The sequence below is a fragment of the Streptomyces sp. NBC_00846 genome, from assembly GCF_045207325.1.
GTDB lineage: Bacteria > Actinomycetota > Actinomycetes > Streptomycetales > Streptomycetaceae > Streptomyces.
Genome location: NZ_CP108846.1, coordinates 7,397,186 through 7,422,202 on the forward strand (window position 1 = coordinate 7,397,186; position 25,017 = coordinate 7,422,202).

27 protein-coding genes and 6 pseudogenes are annotated in these 25,017 nt (G+C 66.6%); 12 read left to right on the forward strand and 21 right to left on the reverse strand.

Features of this window, described 5'->3' with window-relative positions; all coding sequences use genetic code 11:
- The first annotated feature begins 257 nt into the window (after window positions 1–257).
- On the forward strand, window positions 258–800 hold the full coding sequence (locus OG936_RS33970) for a hypothetical protein (protein WP_406499699.1): 543 nt from the start codon (window positions 258–260) through the stop codon (window positions 798–800).
- 148 nt (window positions 801–948) lie between these two features.
- Here the strand turns inward: OG936_RS33970 and OG936_RS33975 are convergent, their stop codons facing one another.
- A complete protein-coding gene (locus tag OG936_RS33975) occupies window positions 949–1,917 on the reverse strand; it encodes a DUF5996 family protein (RefSeq protein ID WP_406499700.1) in 969 nt (322 codons plus the stop codon).
- 262 nt (window positions 1,918–2,179) lie between these two features.
- Here OG936_RS33975 and OG936_RS33980 point away from each other — a divergent pair.
- Both OG936_RS33980 and OG936_RS33985 read left to right on the forward strand, forming a co-directional pair.
- A pseudogene (locus OG936_RS33980) lies at window positions 2,180–2,449 on the forward strand (transposase); the annotation flags it as partial.
- A gap of 5 nt (window positions 2,450–2,454) precedes the next feature.
- Window positions 2,455–2,580 (forward strand): hypothetical protein, encoded by a 126-nt coding sequence (locus OG936_RS33985; protein WP_406499701.1) that lies wholly within the window; start codon window positions 2,455–2,457, stop codon window positions 2,578–2,580.
- Window positions 2,581–2,868: 288 nt separating this feature from the next.
- On the opposite strand, the gene OG936_RS33990 is transcribed toward OG936_RS33985, so the two are convergent.
- From OG936_RS33990 to OG936_RS34000, 3 genes and pseudogenes are all read right to left on the reverse strand, one after another.
- Window positions 2,869–3,684 (reverse strand): SAM-dependent methyltransferase, encoded by an 816-nt coding sequence (locus tag OG936_RS33990; RefSeq protein WP_406499702.1) that lies wholly within the window; start codon window positions 3,682–3,684, stop codon window positions 2,869–2,871.
- Window positions 3,685–4,027: 343 nt separating this feature from the next.
- Window positions 4,028–4,344, reverse strand: a pseudogene (locus OG936_RS33995) (ankyrin repeat domain-containing protein); the annotation flags it as partial.
- Window positions 4,345–4,469: 125 nt separating this feature from the next.
- Complete coding sequence (locus tag OG936_RS34000) at window positions 4,470–5,750, reverse strand: phosphatase PAP2 family protein (RefSeq protein WP_406500722.1); 1,281 nt, start codon at window positions 5,748–5,750, stop codon at window positions 4,470–4,472.
- A 1,111-nt stretch (window positions 5,751–6,861) separates the two neighbouring features.
- Here OG936_RS34000 and OG936_RS34005 point away from each other — a divergent pair.
- From OG936_RS34005 to OG936_RS34020, 4 genes are all read left to right on the forward strand, one after another.
- Window positions 6,862–7,662 carry an SAM-dependent methyltransferase gene (locus OG936_RS34005; RefSeq protein ID WP_406499703.1) on the forward strand — a complete coding sequence of 267 codons (801 nt, stop codon included), beginning with the start codon at window positions 6,862–6,864 and terminating at the stop codon, window positions 7,660–7,662.
- 931 nt (window positions 7,663–8,593) lie between these two features.
- Window positions 8,594–8,815 carry a hypothetical protein gene (locus OG936_RS34010; RefSeq protein ID WP_406499704.1) on the forward strand — a complete coding sequence of 74 codons (222 nt, stop codon included), beginning with the start codon at window positions 8,594–8,596 and terminating at the stop codon, window positions 8,813–8,815.
- 678 nt (window positions 8,816–9,493) lie between these two features.
- Window positions 9,494–10,579 (forward strand): IS110 family transposase, encoded by a 1,086-nt coding sequence (locus tag OG936_RS34015; RefSeq protein WP_406497147.1) that lies wholly within the window; start codon window positions 9,494–9,496, stop codon window positions 10,577–10,579.
- Between the two features lie 280 nt (window positions 10,580–10,859).
- Window positions 10,860–11,078 carry a hypothetical protein gene (locus tag OG936_RS34020; RefSeq protein WP_406499705.1) on the forward strand — a complete coding sequence of 73 codons (219 nt, stop codon included), beginning with the start codon at window positions 10,860–10,862 and terminating at the stop codon, window positions 11,076–11,078.
- On the opposite strand, the pseudogene OG936_RS34025 reads toward OG936_RS34020, so the two are convergent.
- The 4 genes and pseudogenes from OG936_RS34025 to OG936_RS34040 all read right to left on the reverse strand — a co-directional run.
- Window positions 10,982–11,398 (reverse strand): annotated as a pseudogene (locus OG936_RS34025) (transposase); the annotation flags it as partial. The gene OG936_RS34020 and the pseudogene OG936_RS34025 sit on opposite strands and share 97 nt — an antisense overlap.
- Before the next feature lie 211 nt (window positions 11,399–11,609).
- Entirely contained in the window at window positions 11,610–12,068 is a 459-nt protein-coding gene (locus OG936_RS34030) for an iron-containing redox enzyme family protein (RefSeq protein ID WP_406499706.1), read from the reverse strand.
- Between the two features lie 314 nt (window positions 12,069–12,382).
- On the reverse strand, window positions 12,383–13,285 hold the full coding sequence (locus OG936_RS34035) for an IS3 family transposase (RefSeq protein ID WP_331746374.1): 903 nt from the start codon (window positions 13,283–13,285) through the stop codon (window positions 12,383–12,385).
- 5 nt (window positions 13,286–13,290) lie between these two features.
- Window positions 13,291–13,596 (reverse strand): transposase, encoded by a 306-nt coding sequence (locus OG936_RS34040; protein WP_266751048.1) that lies wholly within the window; start codon window positions 13,594–13,596, stop codon window positions 13,291–13,293.
- Window positions 13,597–13,917: 321 nt separating this feature from the next.
- Between OG936_RS34040 and OG936_RS34045 the strand changes: the two genes are divergently transcribed.
- Window positions 13,918–14,874, forward strand: a complete 957-nt coding sequence (locus tag OG936_RS34045; RefSeq protein ID WP_406499707.1) for a histone protein — start codon at window positions 13,918–13,920, stop codon at window positions 14,872–14,874.
- A gap of 6 nt (window positions 14,875–14,880) precedes the next feature.
- Window positions 14,881–15,863 (forward strand): annotated as a pseudogene (locus OG936_RS34050) (SRPBCC family protein).
- Between the two features lie 189 nt (window positions 15,864–16,052).
- Here the strand turns inward: OG936_RS34050 and OG936_RS34055 are convergent.
- The 9 genes from OG936_RS34055 to OG936_RS34095 form a co-directional block, all read right to left on the reverse strand.
- Window positions 16,053–16,226, reverse strand: a complete 174-nt coding sequence (locus OG936_RS34055) for a CsbD family protein (RefSeq protein WP_383754889.1) — start codon at window positions 16,224–16,226, stop codon at window positions 16,053–16,055.
- Window positions 16,227–16,242: 16 nt separating this feature from the next.
- Complete coding sequence (locus OG936_RS34060) at window positions 16,243–16,650, reverse strand: gas vesicle protein K (RefSeq protein WP_383754891.1); 408 nt, start codon at window positions 16,648–16,650, stop codon at window positions 16,243–16,245.
- Window positions 16,640–16,891, reverse strand: a complete 252-nt coding sequence (locus OG936_RS34065) for a gas vesicle protein (protein ID WP_406499708.1) — start codon at window positions 16,889–16,891, stop codon at window positions 16,640–16,642. The genes OG936_RS34060 and OG936_RS34065 overlap by 11 nt, the downstream gene beginning before the upstream one ends.
- Window positions 16,888–17,703, reverse strand: coding sequence for a GvpL/GvpF family gas vesicle protein (locus OG936_RS34070; protein WP_406499709.1), 816 nt, complete (start codon window positions 17,701–17,703; stop codon window positions 16,888–16,890). The genes OG936_RS34065 and OG936_RS34070 overlap by 4 nt, the downstream gene beginning before the upstream one ends.
- Entirely contained in the window at window positions 17,700–18,146 is a 447-nt protein-coding gene (locus tag OG936_RS34075; protein WP_406499710.1) for a gas vesicle protein, read from the reverse strand. The genes OG936_RS34070 and OG936_RS34075 overlap by 4 nt, the downstream gene beginning before the upstream one ends.
- An 81-nt stretch (window positions 18,147–18,227) precedes the next feature.
- Window positions 18,228–18,479: a gas vesicle protein GvpG gene (locus OG936_RS34080; protein WP_266750952.1), complete on the reverse strand. Its 252-nt coding sequence runs from the start codon at window positions 18,477–18,479 to the stop codon at window positions 18,228–18,230.
- Between the two features lie 9 nt (window positions 18,480–18,488).
- Window positions 18,489–19,202 (reverse strand): GvpL/GvpF family gas vesicle protein, encoded by a 714-nt coding sequence (locus OG936_RS34085; protein WP_406499711.1) that lies wholly within the window; start codon window positions 19,200–19,202, stop codon window positions 18,489–18,491.
- A 3-nt stretch (window positions 19,203–19,205) separates the two neighbouring features.
- Window positions 19,206–19,670: a gas vesicle structural protein GvpA gene (locus tag OG936_RS34090; RefSeq protein WP_406499712.1), complete on the reverse strand. Its 465-nt coding sequence runs from the start codon at window positions 19,668–19,670 to the stop codon at window positions 19,206–19,208.
- A 67-nt stretch (window positions 19,671–19,737) separates the two neighbouring features.
- The gene (locus tag OG936_RS34095; RefSeq protein ID WP_406499713.1) at window positions 19,738–20,130 is read right to left on the reverse strand and encodes a gas vesicle protein; all 393 of its coding nucleotides are present in this window, start codon (window positions 20,128–20,130) and stop codon (window positions 19,738–19,740) included.
- Between the two features lie 315 nt (window positions 20,131–20,445).
- Between OG936_RS34095 and OG936_RS34100 the strand changes: the two genes are divergently transcribed.
- Window positions 20,446–20,601, forward strand: a complete 156-nt coding sequence (locus tag OG936_RS34100; protein WP_383754906.1) for a DUF6131 family protein — start codon at window positions 20,446–20,448, stop codon at window positions 20,599–20,601.
- Window positions 20,602–20,752: 151 nt separating this feature from the next.
- Window positions 20,753–21,053: pseudogene (locus OG936_RS34105) on the forward strand (hypothetical protein); the annotation flags it as partial.
- Window positions 21,054–21,173: 120 nt separating this feature from the next.
- On the opposite strand, the gene OG936_RS34110 reads toward OG936_RS34105, so the two are convergent.
- The 4 genes and pseudogenes from OG936_RS34110 to OG936_RS34125 form a co-directional block, all read right to left on the reverse strand.
- A complete protein-coding gene (locus tag OG936_RS34110) occupies window positions 21,174–22,040 on the reverse strand; it encodes a cytochrome c biogenesis CcdA family protein (protein WP_406499714.1) in 867 nt (288 codons plus the stop codon).
- Window positions 22,037–22,786 (reverse strand): DsbA family protein, encoded by a 750-nt coding sequence (locus OG936_RS34115; RefSeq protein ID WP_406499715.1) that lies wholly within the window; start codon window positions 22,784–22,786, stop codon window positions 22,037–22,039. The genes OG936_RS34110 and OG936_RS34115 overlap by 4 nt, the downstream gene beginning before the upstream one ends.
- Before the next feature lie 49 nt (window positions 22,787–22,835).
- Window positions 22,836–23,333, reverse strand: coding sequence for a hypothetical protein (locus tag OG936_RS34120; RefSeq protein ID WP_406499716.1), 498 nt, complete (start codon window positions 23,331–23,333; stop codon window positions 22,836–22,838).
- 655 nt (window positions 23,334–23,988) lie between these two features.
- Window positions 23,989–24,159 (reverse strand): annotated as a pseudogene (locus OG936_RS34125) (metal-sensing transcriptional repressor); the annotation flags it as partial.
- A gap of 216 nt (window positions 24,160–24,375) precedes the next feature.
- Between OG936_RS34125 and OG936_RS34130 the strand changes: the two are divergent.
- Window positions 24,376–24,984: a GPP34 family phosphoprotein gene (locus OG936_RS34130; protein WP_406499717.1), complete on the forward strand. Its 609-nt coding sequence runs from the start codon at window positions 24,376–24,378 to the stop codon at window positions 24,982–24,984.
- Window positions 24,985–25,017 lie beyond the last annotated feature (33 nt).

Below are 25,017 nucleotides of genomic sequence, written 5' to 3' on the forward strand. Positions count from 1 at the left end.
GACGGAGCATGGCAGCGGACTCTCGTGGCATGGTGTCGACCGCGAGGGCACCGTTCTGGGCGCTCGGACCTCCGGCGACAAGCCGGCGTCGACACCAGACGGCGTGTGCGACCGCGATGACAACTGTCGCAGCTGCGTGAACCTCGTTGCCCAGGCAGTTCGCCCTTCTCCCGTCATGGCGGATACGTCCACTCTGGTCGGCGATGCCACGCAGCAGAACGCGGACCTCGTTGCGCCGAACCCAGGAGGTCACCCTCGTGGTCACTGATACGTCCCAAGAGCTGAACCGGTCCCGGCCGCCGCTCATCGCACGCTGGCGCGAATCGGCAAGCGAGCACCTCACCCCCACGAAAAGATCACTGATCGTGACGTGGATCGCCTTCGGTGTCACGTGGGGAACCGTGCGGACCATTACCCACGGTATTCGCGGCGGCTGGCTGCCCTGGGGGAACGTCTCCGCCGGCGGCCGGCACCTGCACCACTACAACTTCGGCATCGGCATCCTTGCCGGCATTGGCATCATCGCCGTACGCGGCGACGAGCGAGCCGTCGGCCACCCGGCCGTCGCCGCTGCCTACGGCGCAGGAACTGCCCTCATCGCTGACGAATTCGCCCTGCTCCTCGATCTGCAAGACGTCTACTGGGCCAAGCAAGGACGCCTCAGCGTGGATGTCTCCCTCGGCATCCTTTCCGTACTCGGCGCGTACCTGACCGCCAGACCGTTCTGGCACGAGTGCGCTCGGGCGACCCACCACCATGTCGTCGCCGCCGCAAAGCAACACCTGACACCCGCCAGGTAAGTCGCGCATCCTGATCGTGGCCTTGTGCCTCGAAGACCAGCCTGGGATCCGTGCTGTGACGGGCCCGTCGGCTTCTGACTTACCGGATGCCCTTCGACAGGACCGCTGCCTGGAGCTTGGAGCGCTCCCAACAAGCTGTCCGGCGTGCTCATTTATCTCGACCTGAGTCAGCCGTGCTGGTGCTGGACGAGGGCGGTGTCCTGCTCATGTACCAACCCTCGACGCGGGGTCCGACGAGGTCGGACGGCCAGCCTGCGGTCTCGACGGCCGCATCGTAGACGGCGTCACCGAACGCCACAATAGCCTGGTGCGGGTCCGCTGCCTCTCTGAGCTTGGCCCACGGTAGCCGAACCAGACCAGCGTCGGGATGCCAGGCGGCCCCCTCAACACCCCAGGACCGGCCCCCGAGACCGTCCGGCTGGGGCCAGATGTACGCGTACATGCCGGCGTTCGGCGCCTTGGCATCCCCGAAGGAGAATCCCACCGACACGTACGCGTCGAGCTGGGCGTTCTGCATGAACGGCGGCTGGTGGGGCGGCGGCACGGTGGGATGTGCTCGGAATCGCGTGGCGGACAGGTCGAAACCGCCCCACATCACACCGACCCGGGGGCGGTGTCCCAGGAAAGGGGCCTGCCACGCCTCGAGCCCGTCAGCGGCGAGGTTCAACGCTGTCCAGATCAGCCGGGCCGCGTGGCCGTCCCAGGTGCGTTCGACGTGATCGTCCTCGAAACGCGGCGGGGCATCCGGAATCTCGCAGATCAACGAGCTGCGCGGTCGGTGTATCCCGAGCTCGTCTGCCGCATCGCAGAAGGACGCATAGAACGTGGCGACTGATCCCTTGGACAATGGCACCGTTCGCGAGCCATTGTCGGACTCGATGACCACGCCACCGTCGAGCAAGCTGTAGTGCACAGCGAAGGTCACGCCTCGCTGCCGAAAGGTTGGGGTTCTGAGCCCCCGGGGGGTGACATCAAGAACGATGTTTCCCCAGCCGACTTCGAAGGGCTCGTCGAGGGTGTATTTGCCTGCGACCTGTACCACCCGGTTCACGTAGTCAACCATGGGCGCCAGGTCCTCATGGACCAGCGTCGGCCACGCATTGAGACGTTCGCTCACGAAGAGCCTCCCAGCGTGTCGATGGGATCAGCGGGAAGGGACGTCGGATGCCGCGCCCGCTCCTTTCCCCAATTCTCACACGCAGATCAGAGTCCTGCCCGACCGATCGGGCTGACATCTGCGTGAAGCCACAGGCGTCGAAGCAATATGAACGCAGATGTTCCTCGAAGTCGACGTGAAGCCACTGGCACTTTGCGGTACGGGCTTCCTTAGCCGCAGTTGCGACAAATGCGGCGCCACCTCTTCTCGACCGGCGATGCCGAGCGCCCGCACCTACCGCGGCGAGGGCAGGACTGACGCCAAGGACGCCTTCGTCATCGCCGATCAGGCCCGCATGCGCCGCGACCTGGGCCTGCTGCGGCCCGTCGATGAGATAGCCGTCGACCTGCGCATCCTCACCACCCACCGTACCGACCCGGCCAGCGACCGCACCCGCCAGATCAACCGGCTCCGCGCCCAACTGCTGGAGATCTTCACCGCCCTGGAGCGCGCGCTGGACCTGACCAACAAGGGCCCCGCCATTCTCCTGACGCTCTGATGACCCAGGCCGATGCCGACGAGGACCTGAACTGGGCGGTCTCGGTAGCGGGCGACTACCGGCGGGTCGATTGCGAAGACCGGTCGGCCGGTGGCCCGCAGGCAGGCGATGAGGAGCCCGCGTGATGTCTCGATCGTCACGGGGACCGGGGCGTCCTCGCTATCGCCACGTTCAGTCAGCAGGGCGCAAGCCGGGCAAACCCCACCGCGTCGTTGCTGATCCGCACTTTGGCGAGGCTCTTTCCCCCGGCATCAACCAGGGCTGTGTCGTGGTGGTCTTCGGCCGGGTTCACCCGATAGAACACTGGCGTTGGCCGCGCGTGCCGTTGGCCACGCGTGCGTAGGACAGGACCGCCGTCTCGCACGAGATGGTGGTCCTGTCCAGTCGTACGCGGGCCCCGGTCCGGCAGGGTGTCACGGCTTGCGGGCGAGGCCGCCGTGCTCGCCGATGGGTTCCGGAGTGGGGGAATTCGGGTCCGGGCGCCAGAAGGGGACCGAGACGACCCCGGGGTCCAAAAGTTCCAGGCCGTCGAAGAACGCCGCGATTTCATCGACCGGGCGCAGGAAGTACGGTACGGCGCCGGTCTCGTTGTACGCGTCCTGGGCCTGTTCGTAGTCGGCGTCGGTGCCCCGTGAACCGTCGTTGATGAAGAGGTAGCTGCCGGACGGCAGTCCGTCCATCAGGCGGGTGACGGTGTCGCGCGCCTGGTCGTAGTCAGCGACGTGGCCCAGGATGTTGCTGAGAATCAGGGCGGTGGGGCGGGTGAGGTCCAGCGTCTCGGCGGCGGCCGCCAGGATGCGATCAGGGTCGGACAGGTTGGCGTCGACGTAGGCGGTCGCTCCCTCGGGGGTGGAGGTGAGCAGGGCACGGGCGTGCGCGAGGACCAACGGGTCGTGGTCGACGTAGACGATCCTGGTCTCGGGGGCGAGCCGCTGGGCGACCTCATGGGTGTTGTTCACGGTCGGCAGGCCGGTCCCGACGTCCAGGAACTGCCGGATGCCCGCCTCGGTGACCAGGTACGTGAGGGTGCGGCGCAGGAACGCACGGCTGCTGCGGGCGATGGTGACGATCCCGGGGAAGACGGCGCTGTATGCGTCGCCGGCTTCCTCGTCAACGGGGTAGTTGTCCTTCCCACCCAGCCAGTAGTTCCAGATCCGGGCCGAGTGCGGCACCGAGGTATCGATCTTCTGATGCGCCGCCGGACCGTGCGACATGGCGTGGTCGGTCATGGGTACCGTCCGTCTTTCAGCCGAGGCGTGAACTGTCAAGGCACAACCTACGTCCCAACAACCTGGAGGTGTACATCAGTTCACGTTTTCTGTGGGCTTGATCAGCGCTGATTCCCCGAACAGGTTTCCACCCGGTCGGTACGAGATCCCACACCGGCAGCCTCGCGGCCGGCCCGATCCATGTGGGCTGGGCCCCGCCCGGTCCGCCGTCGCGGACGGCGCCACAGCCACCGTGATCCTCACCCCCGAGTCCGCAATCCGGCCGTCTGACGCGTGGGTTCCTCGCCGTCGGACGCGCAGTTATAGGGCAGGCCGGACGGCGGCGCCTGGTCGTGGTGCCGCTCGCCCATTCAAACGGGGAACGGCCCATGCCTGGTCCTCGCGGAGATTTGGGTTGGCGCCGTGGGCGAGCAATGCACGCACCGTTTCGGTGTGGCCCCAGCATGCTGCCGCGCACAGGGGTGTGCCTTCCGTGCCGCGTCCGCTTTCGGTGTTGGGCGAGGCCCCGGCTGCCAGCAGACAGAGGACGTTGTCGGTGGCTCCCCTGACTGATGCCGCGTACAGAGGAGTGGTGCCGTCGGTGTTGCTTGTCTCTGGGTGGGCCCCGGCCCGCAGTAGTGCATTGATGTGGGCGCTGTCGCCGAATGTCGCCGCCTGCACGCTGGTTTCTCAGGCCCCATCCAGGGCCGGAGGGTGCCCGCTGGCATCAACCGCAGGGCGAACGGAAGTTCACCGGGAGGAGGAAGCATGCGGCAGAAGCCGCACGCTTCCTGATGCAACATGACTCAAACCAGTTCGGGTTGCGGTTCCGGTTGCCGCGCTGATGCGGCCTTCGGTTCCCACCGTTGGGTGGTCCGTACGTAGCCGAGGACCACTGAGGCAGTCGCCAGAATGAGAAGTGGTCCAAACACCCACGGATATCTGGCCATCTCCATCGGAAGGTAGCGATATGACACCAAGAGTGCAGCGAAGACCGTTGCACCGTAGGTGACCAGCTGGATTCCTGACCGGTCCCAGCCACGTTCGAGCGAGCGCAGCGCAGCCTCGATCGTGACCGTGAACACCACGCCGGCAGCGATGTCCGCGCCGTAGTGGTAGCCGAATCCCAGTGTTGCGCCGAGCGTGGCAATCAGCCAGAAGGCGCCGGCGAATTGTAGAACCCGCGGACCCTTGCGGGAATGAATGAAGATCGCGGTGGCCCACGCCGTGTGCAGGCTCGGCATGCAGTTGCGTGGGGTGATCTCGTCGAATGGCATGTGGCGCGGGGTATTGATTGGCGGCGGGGTGTCCGGCCACAGGTTGGCCACCGCCCAGTGTCCGCCGTCGGCGCCGTAGGCGAAGATCGGTCCGACCACCGGGAAGATCATGTAGATGCCGGGCCCGAGGAGGCCGATGACCAGGAAGGTGCGCACCAGATGATGGCCCGGGAAGCGTCGTTCGACCGCCACGTTACGCAGCTGGTACAGCGCGAAGAGGACTGCGGCCACCGCAAGCTGCGTATAGACGTAGTCGAGAAAATGGGCGCCGATCGGGCCGGTGGCCTTGACGATCCGACCTACCAGCCACGACGGGTTGCCCAGCGCCTGATCAGCGGTTGCCACGTATTGGTCGAGCACCGCAGGGCGGGTCTTCGATGTGATGAGTAGCCAGGTATCGCCAGTCTTACGGCCGGCCACCAGCAGCAGGCCCAGCCCGACGCCCTTCAGTAGCAGGACACGTTCCTGGCCTGTGCGGCGCGTGAGGGCGATGACCGCATAGCCCACAATCACCCACAACGCGCCGTTGCCGAAGGGGTGGCCTTCGGTCACCTTGGCGTCGGCCGCCCACCGCACCAGCGCGAAGGTGACGTCGATGCCGATCGCGACACCGGCCGCGATGAACCGTTGCCGCCAGGTAAGCACCACCATCATCAACGCCATACTGGCGTACAACAGGAAACCCGATTTGGGAGCGAATACCACCTCTTGCGCCTGGGTGGTGATCGGCCCCGGCACGCCGTAGTGACGCGCGGCGATCTCCAGCGCGATCAGGAATCCGAAGGTCACCGCCGCCGCCGTGACCCACAGAGCCGCCCGTGGCTGACGCCACGCGGCGAACGTTCTCGAGTTTATTCGCGAAAACACCCGCGATGCTATCGATATCAATTGTTTGCCCGATTTGTTAGATGTTGGTTAAGTAGGTGACTCTTCGTACCGGATGGTGCTGCTTTCCGGTGAAGGGCGGGCGATGAGGGCGATCGCCATGAATTCGATCATGTTATCGGAGTGGTGCTGATGGGGTGGCTGGTCACGGCTGGTGCGTAGGTCAGTCGATCCTGGCTCGACGGTCCAGCGTCTCGGGAACGACCATGAAACTCTCGACGCACGGTGGGCATCGAGGGTGACGACACGGGTTACCCAGCGGCTCCAAAGCATCGTGGTTGCCCTGGCCGGGCGTGTTTTCCCGTCGCGTAGGCGCTCTTTTCGCTACGTCCTGTCCGGCGGGAAAGTGCGTGACTGTCGCGCTTTCGGGACTGCCGGGGCGGGGGGCGAAAGAAGCACCAAGGGGGAAGGAGGGAGAGCAAGAATCGGATTTCGTGGGGAAGTTGTTGCCGCGACAGCGCCAGTCGCGGCAACCTTCGGCGTGTTCGGTGTGGTTCCGGTCGGTGCCGCGTCGGACGGGAACCTTGAGGGGCGCGGATGTCCACCTCGGTCATAAGACCAAGTTCCTGGTCCATTACGTCGACAGCAGTGGCCGACAGCAGTGGCCGACAGCAGTGGCCGACAGCAGTGGCCGACAGTAGTGGTCGACAGCAGTGGAGCACTTCGGATCTGCGAATCACCATCCCGAAGAGACGCTCACGCACGGGCACTGGACCAGTGCGTCCGCATCCGACTCGCTCGCGCGGCGCACGGCGAACTCCCCGAGCTTCTCCGCATCCACGAGACCATGCTGTCGACCCACCTCGCCTACACGCCCGTCCGGTCTGCTGTCGCGGCGCTCTGAACCGTCGTGCTGCCGCCCCCTGTTGCCCCCTGTTGCCCGTGCCGCACTGTCCGGTCCGCCATGGAGCTCGTCAGTGCCGAACGCCCGCCGAGCAAATTTCCGCTGATCGGTAGTGAGGGGCGGATCACGGGGGGGTACCGTAGCCGAACCTGAGTCCGACCAGGCCGTTTCGGCCGCACGAGGTGACGAACGATGAACAATTACGCGCTGTCCGTACCGCATCCGACGAGCGCGCACCCCGCCCGCGTCTACAACGTCTGGCTGGGCGGCAAGGATCACTACCCGGTGGATCAGGAGGCAGCGAAACTCGCTGCCCGGGCGAACCCGACGATCGTGCCGTCGGTCCGGGCCAACCGGGCCTTCCTCGGCCGCGCCGTACGTCACCTCGCGGCGGCCGGGGTGCGTCAGTTCCTCGACATCGGTACGGGCATTCCCGCCGCAGAGAACACCCACGAGGTGGCTCAGCGGGCCGCTCCCGAATCGCGTGTCGTCTACGTCGACAACGATCCGATCGTCCTCTCCCACGCGCGGGCACTGCTGGTCAGCGGCCCCGAGGGGCAGACCGACTACGTGCAGGCCGATGCGCGGGACGTGGACACGATTCTCGACGCGGCCTCCCGCACCCTGGATCTGGACCAGCCGGTCGGTCTCATGCTGGTGGCGATTCTGCAGTACATCAAGGACGCCGAGGACCCGTGGGACATCACCCGTCGGCTGCTGGACCGGCTTGCCCCCGGCAGTCACCTCGTCCTGTCCCATCCGGCCGTCGACGTCACCGCCCCGGAGGTCGCCGAATCCATGCGGATCTACAACGAGCGCGCCGCCAGCCACGCCTCCGCCACCCCCCGCACCCACGAAGAGGTGCAACGATTCTGCGATGGCCTGGAGATCCTGGAACCGGGCGTTGTCACCCTGACCCGCTGGCGTCCCGCACCGTCCGATACCCCGGACGACACCCTGCCCATGTGGTGCGCCGTCGCCCGCAAGGCTTGACCGGTGACTTCCCCGCCCTGCGTCTCATCGGCAGCGACTGGGTCGATCAGCATCACGTTCTGAGCTCGCTTGTGGTCGGGCTCGGCCTCGATGCCACAGAGCTGACGTGACAGCCGTACGCGCCCTGTGAACGGATTGCGCCACGGCCCACGCGACAGCATGGCACTTGCGTGGGCGCCTGGCCCATGTCGCCCACTCGCCGCGGTGGCGGCGTTCGGGCTGACGGGACCTGGCCTGGGGACTCCCTCAGCAGGCCCGTGTGACCGATGTGGGCCACGGACGCGTCCTGGCCGAGGAAGTCCGCCCGCTGGTGACCGTAGGCCCGGCCCGCCCTCGACCGCGCTGAGCAGCTCGGCGGGACGCGGCCCTCCGTCGAGCTGCTGTGTGCGGCAGGGCCGCGGCTCGCGCCGTTGAGGGGGGCCCGTCGCCCTCCTCTGCCCGGGCCCGCCGAGGCGGGTGTGTGCATCATCGGAGCAGACCACACCGGACTATGGACCGCCTCCCCCCTCAAGAAGGCGCGACCCGAGTGGGACATCGTGGTCCTGGAACGGGAGCTCGCGGGTTCGAGGCGTCAGGGCGCAACGGCGGCCTGCCGGCGGCCAAGGCGCCCGGATCGCCTGATCGGTTCGCCAACGAGCACGGCTGGGCCGCCGTGTTGAGATTCCAGGAAACCATGACCGCGGAGGTCGACGGGATGCTCGGGGGTTCTGCGGCGGGAGAAGTTCGATGCGGACCCGGTCAAGAGCGGCCCCCTGAGTGAGGGTGGCGCACGCACCCGTCCAACTGGATCGGCTGCGGAACTCTGCGGCCACTTACCGAAGCTGGGGCATCGCGACGAAGTCCTGCTGTCAGCGGCCGAGTTGGTACGCAGGGTCGGCCTGGCGGGGCGTCGAAGACGTCGTAGACGACGACGCGAATCTGCTGCGAGTAAATGGCGGAGAAGGTCTCCACAATGGTTTCTGCCGTGGACATGGGGTCCTCGACTGGGGTTGGGCCGCCGTTCATGTCGGTGGAGATGGAGGAATTTCCGGATGTGGTGTCCCAATCACCGATGATCTTCTGGATTCGTGCGGCAGCCTTCTGCTGGTTTTCGGTGCCGTTCTTATTTACCCGCGACCGGAACTCTCGTGCCTGCTTGGAGGACTTGGCCTGATTGGTGCCCTCGGGGAGTTTCGTGGCTATGTTGGCGGGAGGAACGGGCCCGGCAGAGTCGTCATGGAGAATGCATCCGGCGAGCAATGCGGCCGTGACTGCAAGTAATCTTATGCGGGCTCGCATTCACCGCGAAAGGCCAATTGTCTGTACCGTGCCGCTCCGACTACCCTTGATCACAAGCCGCCGGCTCGCGACCTGAAGACCTTTCCGCCTTCTGCCCGGCGTCCACCGAGGAGTTCAGCGACTGACGCACAACGCAAGGACGAGAGCGATGACTACAAAACCGTCCCCTGAAGGTCCTGGTCCCGTACCCAGTCGGCCGGATCCGGTTCCGCATGACCCGCAGCCACCACCCGAACCGGGCCCCGGCAAACCTGAACCCCACCCGGGCCCGGAACAGCCCTCGGCGCCGGACCCCGGATCCCGCCCCGTCCCCGAGCCGCCCGACTGACAGTGAGGATGTGACGTGGTGACGCTGCGGGTGGGTCTGACTCGCCGACTGACTGACGTCTCGACTGTCCTGTTTGGGATTTGTCGGCCCGCCGGGCGTCACCACGCACGCGGCCGGACGGGCGTTTGTGACCTTATAGGAGCTTGGTCCAGAAGCCCCGTCACTGTCTTGTCCACCCGCCCGACCGGCGCGTGCCGCCCTCGGAACGGATACACAAGGACGGACATGACCAGCATGACGCACGACGGCCCGCAGATCACCGGCGGAGTCGACACCCACGGCCTGACGCACCACGCGGCCGTGATCGACCCGGTCGGCCGGCACCTGGCCGACCAGGAGTTCCCCGCCACGATCCGCGGCTACCGGGACCTGCTGGACTGGATGCGCTCGCACGGCACGCTCGTCGCGGTGGGTGTGGAGGGCACCGGCGCCTACGGAGCGGAGCTCGCCCGGGTGCTGACCGCCGCCGGGGTCAGCGTCGTCGACGTGGACCGGCCGGACCGCAAGACGCGCAGGATGAAGGGCAAGTCCGACCCGATCGACGCCTACGCCGCCGCCACGGCCGTGCTGTCTGGCCGTGCCACCGGCACGCCGAAGAGCCGGGACGGTGTGGTCGAGGCCGTGCGGGTTCTGCGGATCGCCCGCCGCAGCGCGGTCAAGGCCCGCACCCAGGCGATGAACCAGATCCGTGGTCTGCTTGTTTCGGCCCCGGCGATGCTGCGCGAACAGGTCGCGGGACTGGACAGGGCCGTGCTGATACGCACGCTCGCCCGGCTGCGGCCCGGGGACGACCTGTCCCGCCCGCTTGCGGCGACCCGGGCATCGCTGCGTCGGCTCGCCCGCCGTCACCAGGCCCTGGATGCTGAGATCGCCGAGCTGGACACCGAGATCGGCCCGCTGGTCAAGCAGGCCGCCCCGGCGTTGCTGGAGCTGTTCGGTGTCGGCCCCGAGACTGCCGGCCAGCTGCTGGCCTCGGCCGGGGACAACCCCGAACGGATGCGGTCCGAGGGCGCGTTCGCGCACCTGGCCGGGGTCGCCCCGATCCCGGCCTCCTCCGGCCGCACCCACCGCCATCGACTCAACCGTGGCGGCGACCGGGCCGCGAACAACGCCCTGCACACCATCGTCCTCACCCGCATGCGCTTCGACGAACGCACCCGCGCCTACGTCGAACGCCGCACCAAGCAAGGGCTGAACAAAAAGGACATCATGCGCTGCCTCAAGCGATTCGTCGCCCGCGAGGTCTACCGCGCCCTGACCCACACACCAACCGAACGAACCACTCAAACCGACCTGGCTCCAGCGGCTTGACAAACATAGGAGCATCCGGACGCCCTGTAGCCCTTCTTCCATCAGTTGCATGGGAGCGTGCCCCACTGATTGCAGCCTCATCAGGACGATCGGCGCACGATGGATACGGGTAGCCGAGTGGGCCGCGCACCGCCCGTTCCCGGGCAGCGGGCCGATCTCGGTGTCCAGCTCGGCGATCTCAGCATCCAGGGCCTGGTGACGGCGGGCGAGCCGACGCAGCGATGCCCGGGTCGCCGCAAGCGGGCGGGACAGGTCGTCCCCGGGCCGCAGCCGGGCGAGCGTGCGTATCAGCACGGCCCTGTCCAGTCCCGCGACCTGTTCGCGCAGCATCGCCGGGGCCGAAACAAGCAGACCACGGATCTGGTTCATCGCCTGGGTGCGGGCCTTGACCGCGCTGCGGCGGGCGATCCGCAGAACCCGCACGGCCTCGACCACACCGTCCCGGCTCTTCGGCGTGCCGGTGGCACGGCCAGACAGCACGGCCGTGGCGGCGGCGTAGGCGTCGATCGGGTCGGACTTGCCCTTCATCCTGCGCGTCTTGCGGTCCGGCCGGTCCACGTCGACGACGCTGACCCCGGCGGCGGTCAGCACCCGGGCGAGCTCCGCTCCGTAGGCGCCGGTGCCCTCCACACCCACCGCGACGAGCGTGCCGTGCGAGCGCATCCAGTCCAGCAGGTCCCGGTAGCCGCGGATCGTGGCGGGGAACTCCTGGTCGGCCAGGTGCCGGCCGACCGGGTCGATCACGGCCGCGTGGTGCGTCAGGCCGTGGGTGTCGACTCCGCCGGTGATCTGCGGGCCGTCGTGCGTCATGCTGGTCATGTCCGTCCTTGTGTATCCGTTCCGAGGGCGGCACGCGCCGGTCGGGCGGGTGGACAAGACAGTGACGGGGCTTCTGGACCAAGCTCCTATAAGGTCACAAACGCCCGTCCGGCCGCGTGCGTGGTGACGCCCGGCGGGCCGACAAATCCCAAACAGGACAGTCGAGACGTCAGTCAGTCGGCGAGTCAGACCCACCCGCAGCGTCACCACGTCACATCCTCACTGTCAGTCGAGGCGACCTGGCGGAGCCTGTGACGGGTATGAGGTGCGGTCTGGTGCCGGCGAACCCGCCGTACGCACCGTCCGTGAACGCCCGCCTGCCGCATCGCGGTTCGGCTGGCACCTGGGAGGCGGGCGACGACGGCCGGGCAGTGACCGACACTCTCTGTACCAAGGTCCCCGCGGTTCGTTCTTTTCGGGCCTGTCCCAGCGACATGAGGTTGACCGTCGCGAGTATGTGCTGAGATCCGGCGTCGAGGTAGCGCCCGTACGAGGTGTCGAGGTATAGGTCCGCCATCAGATCGGCGAACAACTGCACGTGGACCTGTTCCGCCCGTCCCGCACCGAATTCGTCGTACTCCACAGCGGCCATTCCTGCTGTGGCCCGGCCCGTCAGGAGCGGTAGAAGCAGGGCGGAGGACACCTCGCCTCGGGCTTGCGGCAGCTTCATGGTGCTTCCTCTCACCGCCGCCCCCTCCGGTTGCTCCGGGGGCACCGCACGACAGGAGTGCCGACGTTCGCGACAGATATCCGCACAGGCCCCTGGCGTCCTCCGGCCCCGACCGGAGGACGCCAGGGGTATGGTCGAGGTCCCGGCCGAACGCTACGTATACGCCATTATCAGCGAAAAGATCCAAGAAATCGGGATCGCTCGCAACGACGATTCCGTATCGAGCGGCGAAGGGGAGCACTCCTCCAGGGCTTCGGATCCGGAGGGCTCCGTTACGGCCGTGAAGTTCCCCCTTGATCTTGGACAGCGGTTGTTTACGCTGCGGGGGTAAATTCGTGCTGCAGCCTGGCTCGGGTTTCGAGTGGGGTGAGGTACCCGAACTCGGGGTGCTTGCGGAGCCTGGTGCGGTTGTACTCGACCTCGATGAAGCGGAAGACGTCGGCGCGGGCCGCCTCACGGCTCTCCCAGACGGCGGTGCCGATCTCCGCTTTCAGTAGACCGAAGAAGCTCTCGGCTGCGGCGTTATCGTAGCATATGCCGGTTCGTCCCATGCTCTGTCTCAGGTTCAACTCCCGCAGCTCGCGGCGGAATTCGCCACTCGTGTATTCGCTTCCGCGGTCGGTGTGCATGATGCAGCCGCCCTGAAGGTCGCCGCGGCCGGCGGCCATCCGCAGCGCGTCGGTGACCAGCTCGGCACGGTGGTGTTCGGCCATCGCGTACCCGATCACCTCGCGCGTCGCCAGGTCCATGACGGTCGCGAGATACCACCAGCCCTCGATCGTCGGCAGATAGGTGATGTCGCCGACGAGCTTCGTGCCGGACCGGGTAGCGGTGAAGTCGCGGCCAACCAGGTCCGGAGCCGGTGCGGCCTTGGTGTCCTGCTGCGTCAGGTGGCGGCGTCTGCGGCGGGTGACGCCGCGGATGTCGCGCTCGCGCATGATCCGCTCGACCTTCTTCCGGTTGATCGCATGGCCCTTGCGCCGCAGCGCGGCGTGCACGCGCGGGGCACCGTAGGCACCCCGTGAGGAGGCGTGGATCTCGCGGATCTCCTCGGTCAACTCATCCTCGGCACACTGCCGTTCGGCCGCTGCCGGCCGGGCCGCCAGCCAGGAGTAGTAGGTGGAGCGGTTGATCCCCGTGACGCGGCACAGCAAAGCCACGCTGTAGCCGTCGGGGTTGGCCTCGGCGGCCTTCTCCGCGTCGATGAAACGGCACAGAGTGCCTACTTCATCGTCTCCTTCGCGAAGAAGGCCGCTGCTTTTTTCAAGATCTCGATCGTCTGCTGCTGTTCCCGGTTCTCCCTGCGCAGCCGCTGGAGCTCTTCCTTCTCCGCCGTGGTCAGCGCGCCGGGCGCCCCCTCGCCGCGGTCGGCCTTCGCCTGCTTCACCCAGCCGCGAAGCCCCTCCGGACTCACACCGAGTTCCCGGGCGACCTCGGTGACATTCCGCCCTGACGACCGGACCAGTGCCACCGCGTCCCGCTTGAACTCCGACGTGTACCGCTTGCTCATGTTGCTCTTGCCACTCAACCTGGACTGCTTCCTCCGGGACCGATCCGTCCCAGTATCAGGCTGTCCAGTTCAGAGGGGGAACTTCACCGTGACCCATATGGCGGGCTGCGCGGACACCAAACCTCCGTGACTCAACGGCACGTGCCGGGCGCCGCCCGGGCAGTCGGTCACGCAGCCGGTCAGGATCTTTTGCACCGTGTCCCAAGGGGCCTGGTGCCCCGCTCGGGATGCGTAGACCTGGACACCGATCACTCTGGAGATGGCAGAGCTATGCCGGTGAGTGGCGGCCTCCTCAGCAGGTACCGATCGGCTGTATACCCATGAAAAGGTGACTTGCCCATGAATAGCGGAAACAGGATTTTGCTTGCCGCCGCGTTGGCCGGCGGCTATGTGCTGGGCCGCACGAAGAAAGGCCGGTTCGCTCTCACGGCGGCGTCGTATATCGCTGGACGCCAGTTCGGACTCGAACCGCGACAGCTCGTGACCCAAGGGATGCGCAAGCTCGGGGAGATCCCCCAGGTTGCGGAACTGGGTGAGCAACTGCGCGGAGAGGTCATGGATGCCGGCCGGGATGCCGTCACCGCCGCTTTCAACCGTCGACTGGCGACGCTCGCCGATTCGCTCCATGAACGAACACTCCAGCTCGAGAGCGGTGGGGAGGAACCGGAAGAGGAGGAAGAGGAGGGAGAGGAGGAAGAGGAGGAAGAAAGGGAAGAGGAGGAGCGCGAGGACGAGTACGCACGAGACGGGGGAGAGAGGCCGGAAGAGGAGTACGAGGAGGAGCCCGAAGAGGGGTACGAGGAAGGTGAGGAGGAAACCGAGGACGAAGAAGGCGAGGAAGGGGAGCCGGAGAGGGAAGAGCCCGAAGAGCGGCCCCGCCATCGCACTTCCCGAGCTGCTGAGGAGCCTGCGCCAAGGAGGCGTGAGTCGGCCAAGTCGACCGCCGGGCGACGTGAAGCGGAAAAGCGGGGAGCCCCCGCGAAGAGAGACGGGCAAAAACCGGCAGCCAAGAAGGCCACCAAGAAGGAGGCGGCTTCCAGTAGGGCCGGTGCGAAGAAATCAGAGCCCGCCAAGAAACCAGCAGCCAAGAAGTCGGAACCTGTCAAGAAAGCCATCGCGAAGAAGGCGGCAGCAAAGAGAACCGCAACGAATGAGGCTGCAGCAAAGAAGACGCCTGTGAAGAAGACGCCTGCAAAGAAGGCTGCCGCAGGGAAGAAGAAGACTGCTCCTGCTGACAAGAAGGCTGTCAAGAAAAGTACGAAGAAGGCATCATCGCGCGTCGAGCGCCGGAGGTAACAGGTCATGTCAAGAACGGAACAGGACAATGCGAACTCGGGAATCGATCGACTGCGTGAAGAACTCGGGGACTATCTGAGGGCTCGGGTGGGGGATCTGGCCGAAAAGGCTGGCGACAAGCTGATCGACGCGACGGACCAGCTCACCGGCGTCGCTGAGAACGGCGGATCACTCTCCAAGGTCGGAGCCAACCTCCTCGGAGGCGACTCCCCCCTCAAGGCCGTGCTCTCCGGGACAGCGGAGAACGTCAAGGACAAGCTCGTGGGGAAAGCCAAGGATATTTTCGGCGGGGGAAAGGGGCGCAAGGCAGGAGACAAGAAAGTCACCAACATCATCGAGGTCATCGATGTCGGTGTGCCATTGCGTACGGCCTACGACCACTGGACGCAGTACGAGAAGTAAAGTTCAGCAGCTTCACCAAGGGCGTACGGGATGTTTCTCGGACCGATGAGACGTCCAGCAACTGGAAGGCCAAGGTCGGTCCTTCGACCCGGGGTTGGAAAGCGACCGTTCAGGAGCAGGTACCGGACGAGCGCATTGTCTGGACGTCTGAGGGGGCCAAGGGGTCGACGCGTGGTGCAGTCAGCTTTCATGAACTGGCGCCCGGACTGACTCGCATTGTTCTGGTCGTCGAATACTACGCTTCGGGATTCTTTGAGAAGACCGGAAATCTGTGGCGTGCTCAGGGGCGGCGACTCCGGCTGGACCTCAAACACTTCCAGCGTCATGTCACGTTCACCGACGAAGAGCCCGAGGGCTGGCGAGGTGAAATTCGCGACGGTGAGGTCGTACAGACCCACGAAGAGGCTCTTGAAGAAGAAGCCGCGGACTACGACCGGGAGGATGCCGAGGACTACGACGAGGAGGACGAGGCAGAGGGCGACATCGACGAGGAGGACGAGGCAGAGGGCGACATCGACGAGGAGAACGAGGACGAGGACGACTGGGAGGAGAGCGATGAAGAGCAGGACGATGAAGAAGACGGGTGAGTTGAGGCCCTGTCAAGTTCCTTGATGCCGCTTCTTCATCGACGCGCTGTAGCTGATGCCGACGCGGTGATGTGTTACCGAGCGCGGGCGAGCCGCTACCGGCACCGAGTGGACCGGACGCGGGCCCGCCGTCGCCCCGAGTGCGGCGGGTCGCCGTCGTGGCTGTCAATGCCTCGGCATGTCCATCCTTCAGTGCTTGAAGACGTCCTTGCCCTTCTCAAATACCTGCTTCACCTTTCCCTTCGTCTTCTGGGCCCTTCCCTTTCCCTCCAGGCTTTCATTGCCCACGGCCTTCCCGGCCGTTTCCTTGGTTTTCCCCTCTGTTATTTTTCCGATGTTCTTGGTCTTCTTTCCGATGCCCATGTCGTGCTCCCTGGGATCATTCGGGTGGTGGCAGCAGAGTTCCGAGCGGTCCGAGATCCAAATTGAGATCTTCCATGGAAAGGTCGTACCGGGCGCAGAGCTCAATCATACGACTGTGCAGAATCATCAGAGTGGCTCCCAGGCGCTCCTCCTGTTCCTCGGTGAGATCTCCTGCGTCGACCCGCTGAAGGGCTTGGCGTTCCATGAGCTGTCGCAGCAGCTCGACGATGGTGAGGACGAGCTTGATCAGGTCCCGTTCCACCGTGTCCGGGTCCGTGGTGACTCGGTGGGCCGGCCTTCGCGCCTCCGTCCCGCCCCGGGGCGGGACGTCCTGTGGCACCGCGGGCAGCATGCGGAAGGCACGGGCGGCGGCGTCGGCGACCTCGTCGAGGCGGTTGCCTGGTGGACGGTCCTCACCTGTCATGGTCGTCTCCTACGGATGCTGAGACGGCATTCCACGGGGAGGGATTCTGCTCGCTGATGGAGACGATCAGCGCGCGCAACGATATGCGCACGAGGTCGATGTCGGCTATGGAAAGCACGATGTCACCGGTGAGGACCACGCCTCCGCTGAGCAACCGGTCCAGCAGGTCGATCAGTGCGATCTGCCGGTCCGGCAGGGGCTCCTCCGGCGTGGCCGCCGGCAGGCTGCCCGCCGCCCTCATGGCGCGGCCCTCTTCAGTGGTTCGGCCTCGGCGGGGGTGGCGAAGGAGTACGGGGCCCACGGCCCGGTGACTTCGACGCGTACCCCGGGAAGCCCTTCTGCGGCCCTCATCACGTCGGCGCGGAATCCTTCGGCATGGTGCAGCGGTACAAGGTAGGCGTCGTTGACGACGTTCTCTCCGGGCCTGCGGGCGAGTTCGCCTTGCTGCGGCCGGTGCTGGACGCGATCGACCGCAAGAGCGCGGGCGGCGGCCTCGACCCGCTCAGCTGCCCGTTCGGCGTTCCGGTAGGCGTCATCGCGGGCGTGTCGCTGTGCTCTGCGCCGGCTGAGGTAGGCCCGCCCCGGGCTCAGGCCCGTATCCGTGGGTCCGGCGGCCGGATTCTCGGTCGCCTCGGCCGCCTCGGCATAGATCTTGACGCCCCACTCCACCTGCGCTGCCAGGTCGGTCAGTCGACGGTCGAACGCCTCGTGGCGGGCGCTGAGCATGAGCCGTACCCGCTCGTCGTCCAGGTATACCGTCGCCAGACGAAGCGGCAGGACGGTGGTGCGGACGGCCAGCGCCTCAATCACACGGTGATGGGCGCGGGCGACCGACTCCAGCCAGTCCAAGTCCTCGAGATGGGCTCGCAGCGCGGCTTCCTGGAAGTCCCGCTCGGGTACCGGGCTCACGGCGATCACCACATCGTCGCCTTGTCCCGCACGCACCAGGTGCACCGGCGCATCCGCTACTCCAGGGAGTCCGGCGAGAGTTTCCTCCAGTGACCCGTCCGCGTCCCGTGCGACGGCGTACGCATAGATGATGGCCTCGGTCATGGCTTGTCCCGCTTCTCGCTGCGGGGGCTGGAACCTGCCCGTTCGGTGTGTGAGGTGCGGCGGCGAGCCGAAGGACGGCTCTCCTCGTCCTCGGTCGGTGGCAGCTCACGGTCCTCGCGCAGCGCCGCGATCTCGGCTTGAAGCCGCTTGTTCTCCTCGGCGAGTGACCGGTAGCCGTCGTTGGCGCGGGAGGAAAGCGCGGGGTCGTGCTCCCACCAGTCGATGCCCATTTCCTTCGCCTTGTCCACCGAGGCGACCAGAAGGCGCAGCTTGATGGTGAGCAGTTCGATGTCCAGGAGGTTGATCTGGATATCGCCCGCGATGACGATGCCTTTGTCCAGGACCCGCTCCAAGATGTCGGCGAGATTGGCCGAGGAGCCCTGGCCGTACGGAGCGGACCTGGACGGGAGGTCGCCCAGCCTCCTGGCGACGGGTTCAGTCACGACCGCTGCACCTCGATTCCCTGGTATCCCGGCTCTTCAACGGGAGCGCGTGGCAATGCTCCCGTTCCGTGGCTGCCGCGTTCAGGCACCGGTGCCCTGGACATGAGCCCTGATCTCGTCCAGCCGGTCCAGCAGTGCGTCCTCGCGCCGGTCGAATGTTTCCTCGTCGATGTCTCCCGCCAGGAGTTGTCGTTCGAGTTCGGCGAGTTCCCGTTCGACGGGTGCTGGGTCGTAGTACTCGTTCTCCGCGGCCTCGACGACGCGCTCCATGACCCAGGCCACGCCGCGCACCGGCGCCAGCGGAAGGGTCGCGAGTTGAGTCAGCAGTCCCATGAGCGCTCCCTAGATGAAGCTGTAGGCGGGCAGTGGACCGAGCAGCCGCAGGTCGAAGTCCTCGCCCAGTTCCTTGGCGAGACCTTGCTCCTCGCTGAGGAAGCTCTTCTCGTTGTCCCGGTCCACAAGGAAGGACACATTCAGGAAGTCGTTCCCGGTCGCCTGCGACGAGCGTTCCTCCCGCGCGAATCCGCGCAGTGCACCGAGGACTCCGGCGGCGAGTTGATCCTGCCGTGCCTGCACTTCCTGGGAGACCAGTTCCCCGAGGGCGAGCGGCAGTTCCGGGTTGCCGCTGCCATTTCTGATCGCCTCGTTGAGCTCGCGGGCCTCGTCGGACTCCTGAAGGATCTGGCGCAGCAGCGCGTTCTCGTCCTGGGCGGCCTTCAGGTGGTATTCGACGCAGCCCTCCAACGCCCGCAACCGTTCGCCGAACTCATCCGCCCGGTCCTCCAGAACCGCTCGTACGGCATCGTCGTCCGTGGTGGTGAAGCCGAACTGCAGCGGCAGAACCGTGCCGTCGGCCATCAGCCGCTCCTGGACAGCCTGGTGTGCGCCAAGATCCCGCCGTTTGGGCCGTAGCTCCTCGGGGGCGTCGCTGACGACCGCGGACAGCCTTTCGGTGTGCACCGTGCGGAGGGTCGTCGGCGGGTCCCCCACTCCGTCGAGGCCGTCCAAGCGCTGCGGATGGGTGGTCAGGACGATGGAGTAGACGTATACGGCCATGACTCACTCCTCGCGGCGCCGGGCGGCAGGCCGACGCCTCGGCCGCTCCCGCCTCTCCTCGGGCTCCTTGCGCCTCTTTCCGGACTGCTCGGTCTCCTCGTCGTCGTCGCCTCCCTTGAGGGCATCGGTCAGCACTTCGGCGGCCCCGCTCAGGGCTCCCTTGGCCTTCCCATGCGCTCCGCCCTCGGTCACCTCGCCGACCAGGTCGGTCAGTTGGGAAGGCGCCTTGCGGCCCTCCTCCAGGTCGAGGCGGTTACAGGCCTCCGCGAAGCGGAGATAGGTGTCCACGCTCGCCACGACGATGCGGGCATCGATCTTGAGGATTTCGATACCCACCAGCGATACACGCACAAAGACATCGATGACCAGGCCGCGGTCCAGAATCAGTTCGAGGATGTCGTAAAGGTTCCCGGACCCTCCTCCACCGCCCCTGGAAATGGCTCCTCCGCCTTGCGGCACCACAGTCATGGTGCCTCCTTTCAGCGGCTCACGCCCGGCTCCGGCTAACGGTGCCGCGGGGGTGTGATGCCGGGCCTCAGCCCCGGTCGATCTGCCCTCGGGTGTAGCGCCGGATGCGTTCGTACGCCACCAGTTCGCCCTCCTCGTCCAGCCTCACCCGGTAGCTGGCCATCACGCTGGTCGTGCCGGGGACACGTTCCAGTTCCAGGACTTCTACGTCCGCCTGCCAGCCGTCTTCCATCGGTTTCAGCGCCGAGACGGATTCGGGAGCTCGCCCGAGAAGCTCTTGGAGCTGCTCAGCCGCGTAACGCATGGCCCGCGGGGCCGAAACCCTGCTGGACGCACGCTTCGTTTCGCTCGTTCGGCTGCCGGCCCGTCCGGTGCTGGTGTTCCTGGTTGTCTTCTTGGCGGGTTTCTTGCTGGACGTACGCCGGACACGCTCTGTCTTGTCCTCTTCGCCTTCGGCCATGTTCCCTCTCCGGAATTTCGGAGACGACATGCTGCCCGCGCCATATTCACAAGACGCCATTACATGATATACGGCCTGGGTCGACCGCATCTCGGTCTGCCGGGCACGGCTCCGCCCAACGCTGGGTGCAGTCTTGCGATCACGTGCCGAAGGTCCTGCCGGCGTCATTGACGCGCACTGCTGCGCGAAAATCGCTGCGAGGGTGAGCGCGCTATACCCCGAGTGGGTATAACTGGCCATTTCCTGAACGGTTGCTCTCGCAGCGCGCAGGGATCACAGTGAAAAGAGAAGATTTACGCGAGATCGGAGCACATCGTGATCGTTCTCGGGATTATTTTGCTTGTCGTCGGGTTCGTGACCAGTATCTCCATACTGTGGACGATCGGGATCATTCTGGTGGTGCTCGGGGCTGTCCTGTGGATCTTGGGATCGCTGGGGCACGCAGTCGCTGGTCGAAGGCACTACTGGTAGAGCGGTTAGGGCCATCCTTCCGTCAGCCTCCAATGCGGTGTTGCACACCAGCGGGCTGGGCTCGGTTGGGGAGGCGGCAGAGAAAGATGAATCCGGGGAAGACAGGTACGAACAGCTCTGCCCGTTCTTCGTTTTCAGGTCGGCGATGGGGCGGGACACGTACGCCGAGGGCTGGAGCCGAGCGCAAGGGCGGTTCGTCGACCAACCGGACGAGGCGGTCCACGAGGCCGACCGGCTGGTGACCGCGCTCATGAGCGAGCGCGTCTACCCGACCACAACAGGTAAGCGACCTGTCGGTTGAACACGGCCGCACCCTGGACCACTACCGCGCCGCCCACGACGTCAATGTCCGCAGCAGTGGTCATCAGGCCACCACGGAAGAACCACGGGGCGCGATGGTCCACTACCGCGCCTTGTTCGACGAGCTTCTGCACGATGGTCACCAGCGGTGAGTAGTGGGTGCGAACAACACCCTGGCCGCACTGCGCAACCGCTGAGCCACCCGTTGAGGGAGGGATCCCAGAGCCGGGCTCCTCCCTCAACGCGTGTCAGGCGTGCGACCGAAAGGCGCGCTACTCGTGCGCAGCCGGCTCCCTTTCCGGCAGTGGCTGCGGATCCCGCCGTCTGGCCGGCCGGAATAGCATCAGCAGTGCGGCCAGCGCCGCCACACCGGCCAGGAACAGCACGATCAGCCGGTCGGACACCGCTGCACCGATATCGGACAGCCGTTCCTCCAGGACGAACTCGGTATCGATGCTCAGCACCGACGGCAGCGCGGACGTGCCGTCGAAGGCCAGGAACGCCACACCGAGAGCAATGAAGAACAGCCCGCCGACGAGAGCGGTGCTGTGCAGGGCCACCGGTCCCACCTGGAAAGTCCGGCCCCGCAACCATCGCTTGCGGCCCAGATCGAACCGGTCCCACAACAACGCAAGCACGAACATCGGAACCGCCATGCCCAGGGCGTAGACGGCGAGCAGCACCCCGCCGTGCAGGGGGTCGCCGTCCACCGCCGCCACGGTCAGGATGCCGCCCAGGATCGGCCCGGCACAGAATCCCGCCAGCCCGTACACCGCGCCCAGGACGAACACCGACAGCACCGACCCCGAACGGCGCCCGCCCGCGGCCTGCGCCATCCGACGGGACCCGAAGCCCACGCCGACGATCTGCGCCACGCCCAGGGCGATGACCGTCCACCCTCCGACCGTCACCAGGGTGTCCCGGTGGCCGTAGAAAAGGCGGCTGGCGAACGAGCCGGCCACGCCGAGCGGTACAAGCGTCGTGCACAGCCCGACGTAGAACAGGCCGGTACGCGCCACCAGCCGGGTGCGGCTGGTGAAGGAGTAGGCGAAGAAGGCCGGCAGCAGCAGTGCGCTGCACGGGCTGAGCAGGGCCAGCAGTCCCCCCAGGAATGCCATCGCCAGGCCGACCTCGCTCATCGCCCGGCCGCCTTCGCCGCAGTCTCGACGGCTTCCTTGAAGGTGGCCGTAGGCTGAGCCCCCAGGATCGGCTTGCCGTTGATCAGGAACGCCGGAGTGCTGGTCACGCCGAGGCTGTAGCCCTCCTCCTGGTCCTTCTGTACGGCACTGCGGGCCTTATCGGATGCCATGTCAGCCTGGAATTGTTCGATGTCGGAGATTCCGGCCTCGCGGGCGATGGCGATGAGGTTCTCGGCGTCGAACTCGCCGGTGTTGCGTTCGCGCGGCTTGCTGTAGGCGACATCGTGGAACTTCCAGAACTTCTTCTGCTGCCCGGCCGCCCAGCCGGCCAGCGCGGCCTGTTCGGACTCCTCACCGAAGACGGGGAAGTTGCGCCATTCGATGCGCAGAATTCCCTTGTCCACGTACGAGCGCAGCAGTTCGGGCCCGGTCTTGCGGGCGAACTGGCCGCAGAACGGGCACTGGAAGTCGGAGTACTCGATCATCACGACCGGGGCGTCCGCACGCCCGACCGCCAGAGCGTCGGAAGTATCGCGGCGGGCGAGGGCGAGCAGGCTCTCGTCGGCGGGTGCGGGGACGGCGGGCCCGGTGGCAACCGCGGGTTCGCGGGCCGTCTCGTTGCGGTTGTTCGCATCGTCGAGTGTGAGGGCGAAGGCCGCGGTCACCGCGGCGGCGGCGAGTACTGCGGCGGCCGCGATGGTCCGCCTGCGATTGCGGCGGGATGAAGAGGGGATGGATCCAGTCATGGGACACCTCAGACGTTGAGGAGGGGGTGGTGCAGAACAGGGCCGCAGGTCAGGCAGAAGCGGTGACCGGGCACACGGTCTGGGAGGACAGGCGGCGCAACGCGGCTTCCGCCAGCAGCCCCGCTGACAGGAAGGCCAGCAGCGGCTGCACGGGGGCCCAGTAGCTCAGGGCGCCGGAAGTTCCGAGGAGCACAAGGACGAGTTTGTTGCAGACCGGGCAGCCGACGGCGAAGAAGGACAGCACCCCGCCGATCGCCCCGAGACGGCCGCCGTCTTTGGCTTTCGGCTCCGGGGAGGGCGAGGGCTGACGCACGTAGGTGCTCAGGACGATGCCGGCCAGGACGGCCGTGACGGCGAGGGCCGGGTAGTTCCACCACTGCACGGGGACCGACCGGCCGAACAGCGGATTGGGCACCACGTCGGTGGGTGCGCCGACCAGGATCGCTGTGGCCAGGGCGCCCGCGCCTGCCACAGTCCACTGCCGGGACCGCCAACCACGCAGCGCTGCACCCGCCCGGCGCCATGAACGCGAGGAAGAAGAAGACATGCTGAAGAGCTCCGTTTCCGAGGATTCAGGGACGCGACCAACGGGCCGGTCTAAATCCGCAGAACGGAGTGAAGTGTCACTGGCGGGGGAGCCGGGCTACCCGACAACACCCCGGAGCGCTGTGACAGGGAAGGTGCGGGATCGGTGTGCAGTGGTGCGGGCGCAGGGCACGGAACAGATGGCGGGGGGTTCTCGGCCCGCTGCAGGCTGTGTTCAGCGATCGCCTTCTTGCCGCACGGCGCCGCTGTACCGTCTGACGGTTCAGCAAAGGCAGGGGCGTGTACACGCTCCGCGACGGACGACGGCAGGCCCGGGCCTCCACGTTCGGCGTGCCCGAAGACGCACAACAGCGCCACCACAGTCACGAGCAGAGCCAGCACACCACGAAACCGGGCGTGCACCCGCCCGTGTGCTGCTCGCTTCATTTCCGCTCCTGCGCCCTGTTCCTGGACACGTTCACCCTAGGTCACTCGCTCCGGTCCATGGTCGCCCAGGTCGGCGAAGAGAGTTCGCCTTGCCATCCCGGCACTGGTCACTGGGCTGTCTTTCGAACTGCAGGCCACCTCTTCGGCATCGGCCTGCTGCCCGGGAGCCCGCCTTCATACTCAGCGACGCCTTCACCTGATGAGGCGGGTGATCCGATGCGGCAACGCACTCAGGCCAGCGAAAGGAACAACTTCTCCAGACGGGCCCGCATCTGCTCCCGGTCACCGGATGCGGCCATGTCCGAATCTGTCAGGCAGTGCTGCAGACCGGTGGCGATGATCGCGAAGCCCGCCTTGTCCAGCGCCCGGGACGCCGCCGCGAGTTGCATAACCACCTGATCGGCGCGGGATGCAGCAACCGTCCGTGCTCCCTATGCTGGGGTGAGGGATCGGTAGACCGTGCTTCACTCCCATCGGCTGCGTAACGCCGATCCGTGCGGCCATCGCGGCGAGCACCGATACGCACAGCCGGCCCTGCCACTCGGTGTCACGCCGGGCGCCGGGCCACGCGCTCGGTGACGCACCTGCGCTGATGCCCACGACGCGTGGAGCCATTCATGACCACACCGAGAGACCTCCTGATCGTCGCCATGGACATGACGAACAGTCGTCCGGTGGGGCGAGGCGTTCTGTCGCTGGTGCTGGCGGGCGGTGAACTGATCGACCTCCTGGGCGCGGAAGCCATCAGGCTGGACGGCGATCAGATCGTGCCGGGCCACCCGCCTGCCATGGCGGATCGCCTTCTGGACGAGGCCGTGTCGTCGCTCGTGCGGGAAGAGCCGTACGAGTCGCTCGACGACTGGCTGTGGCGCAGGGGGCGCGGTCTGGCCACGGCCTACCTGGATGCCCTGGAGGCGGAAGGGCAACTCACTCGGCAACGGCACACGCGCTGGACGCCTTCCCGCTCCAGCCGGACGGTGTTGGTCGACACACCCGCTCGCCGCGAGGCGGCCGACCGATGGACGTCCGATGAACCCGTTCTCGCCGCCCTTGCCGCCGCCGTCGGAATCCGCGACAAGCCGACCGGTGACTCCCCGGCCGTGGCCGACGACGCGGTGGCGACGGTGCTCGCCGCCGTCGATGACGCGTTGAGGGACCTGGAGTTCCAACGGCAGCGGCGAGCCATCGACGACGCGGCCTTCGACAACATCTGGCGCGGCGGCTGACCGCGACGAGAGGGCTGAGGGCAGCGGGGCGGA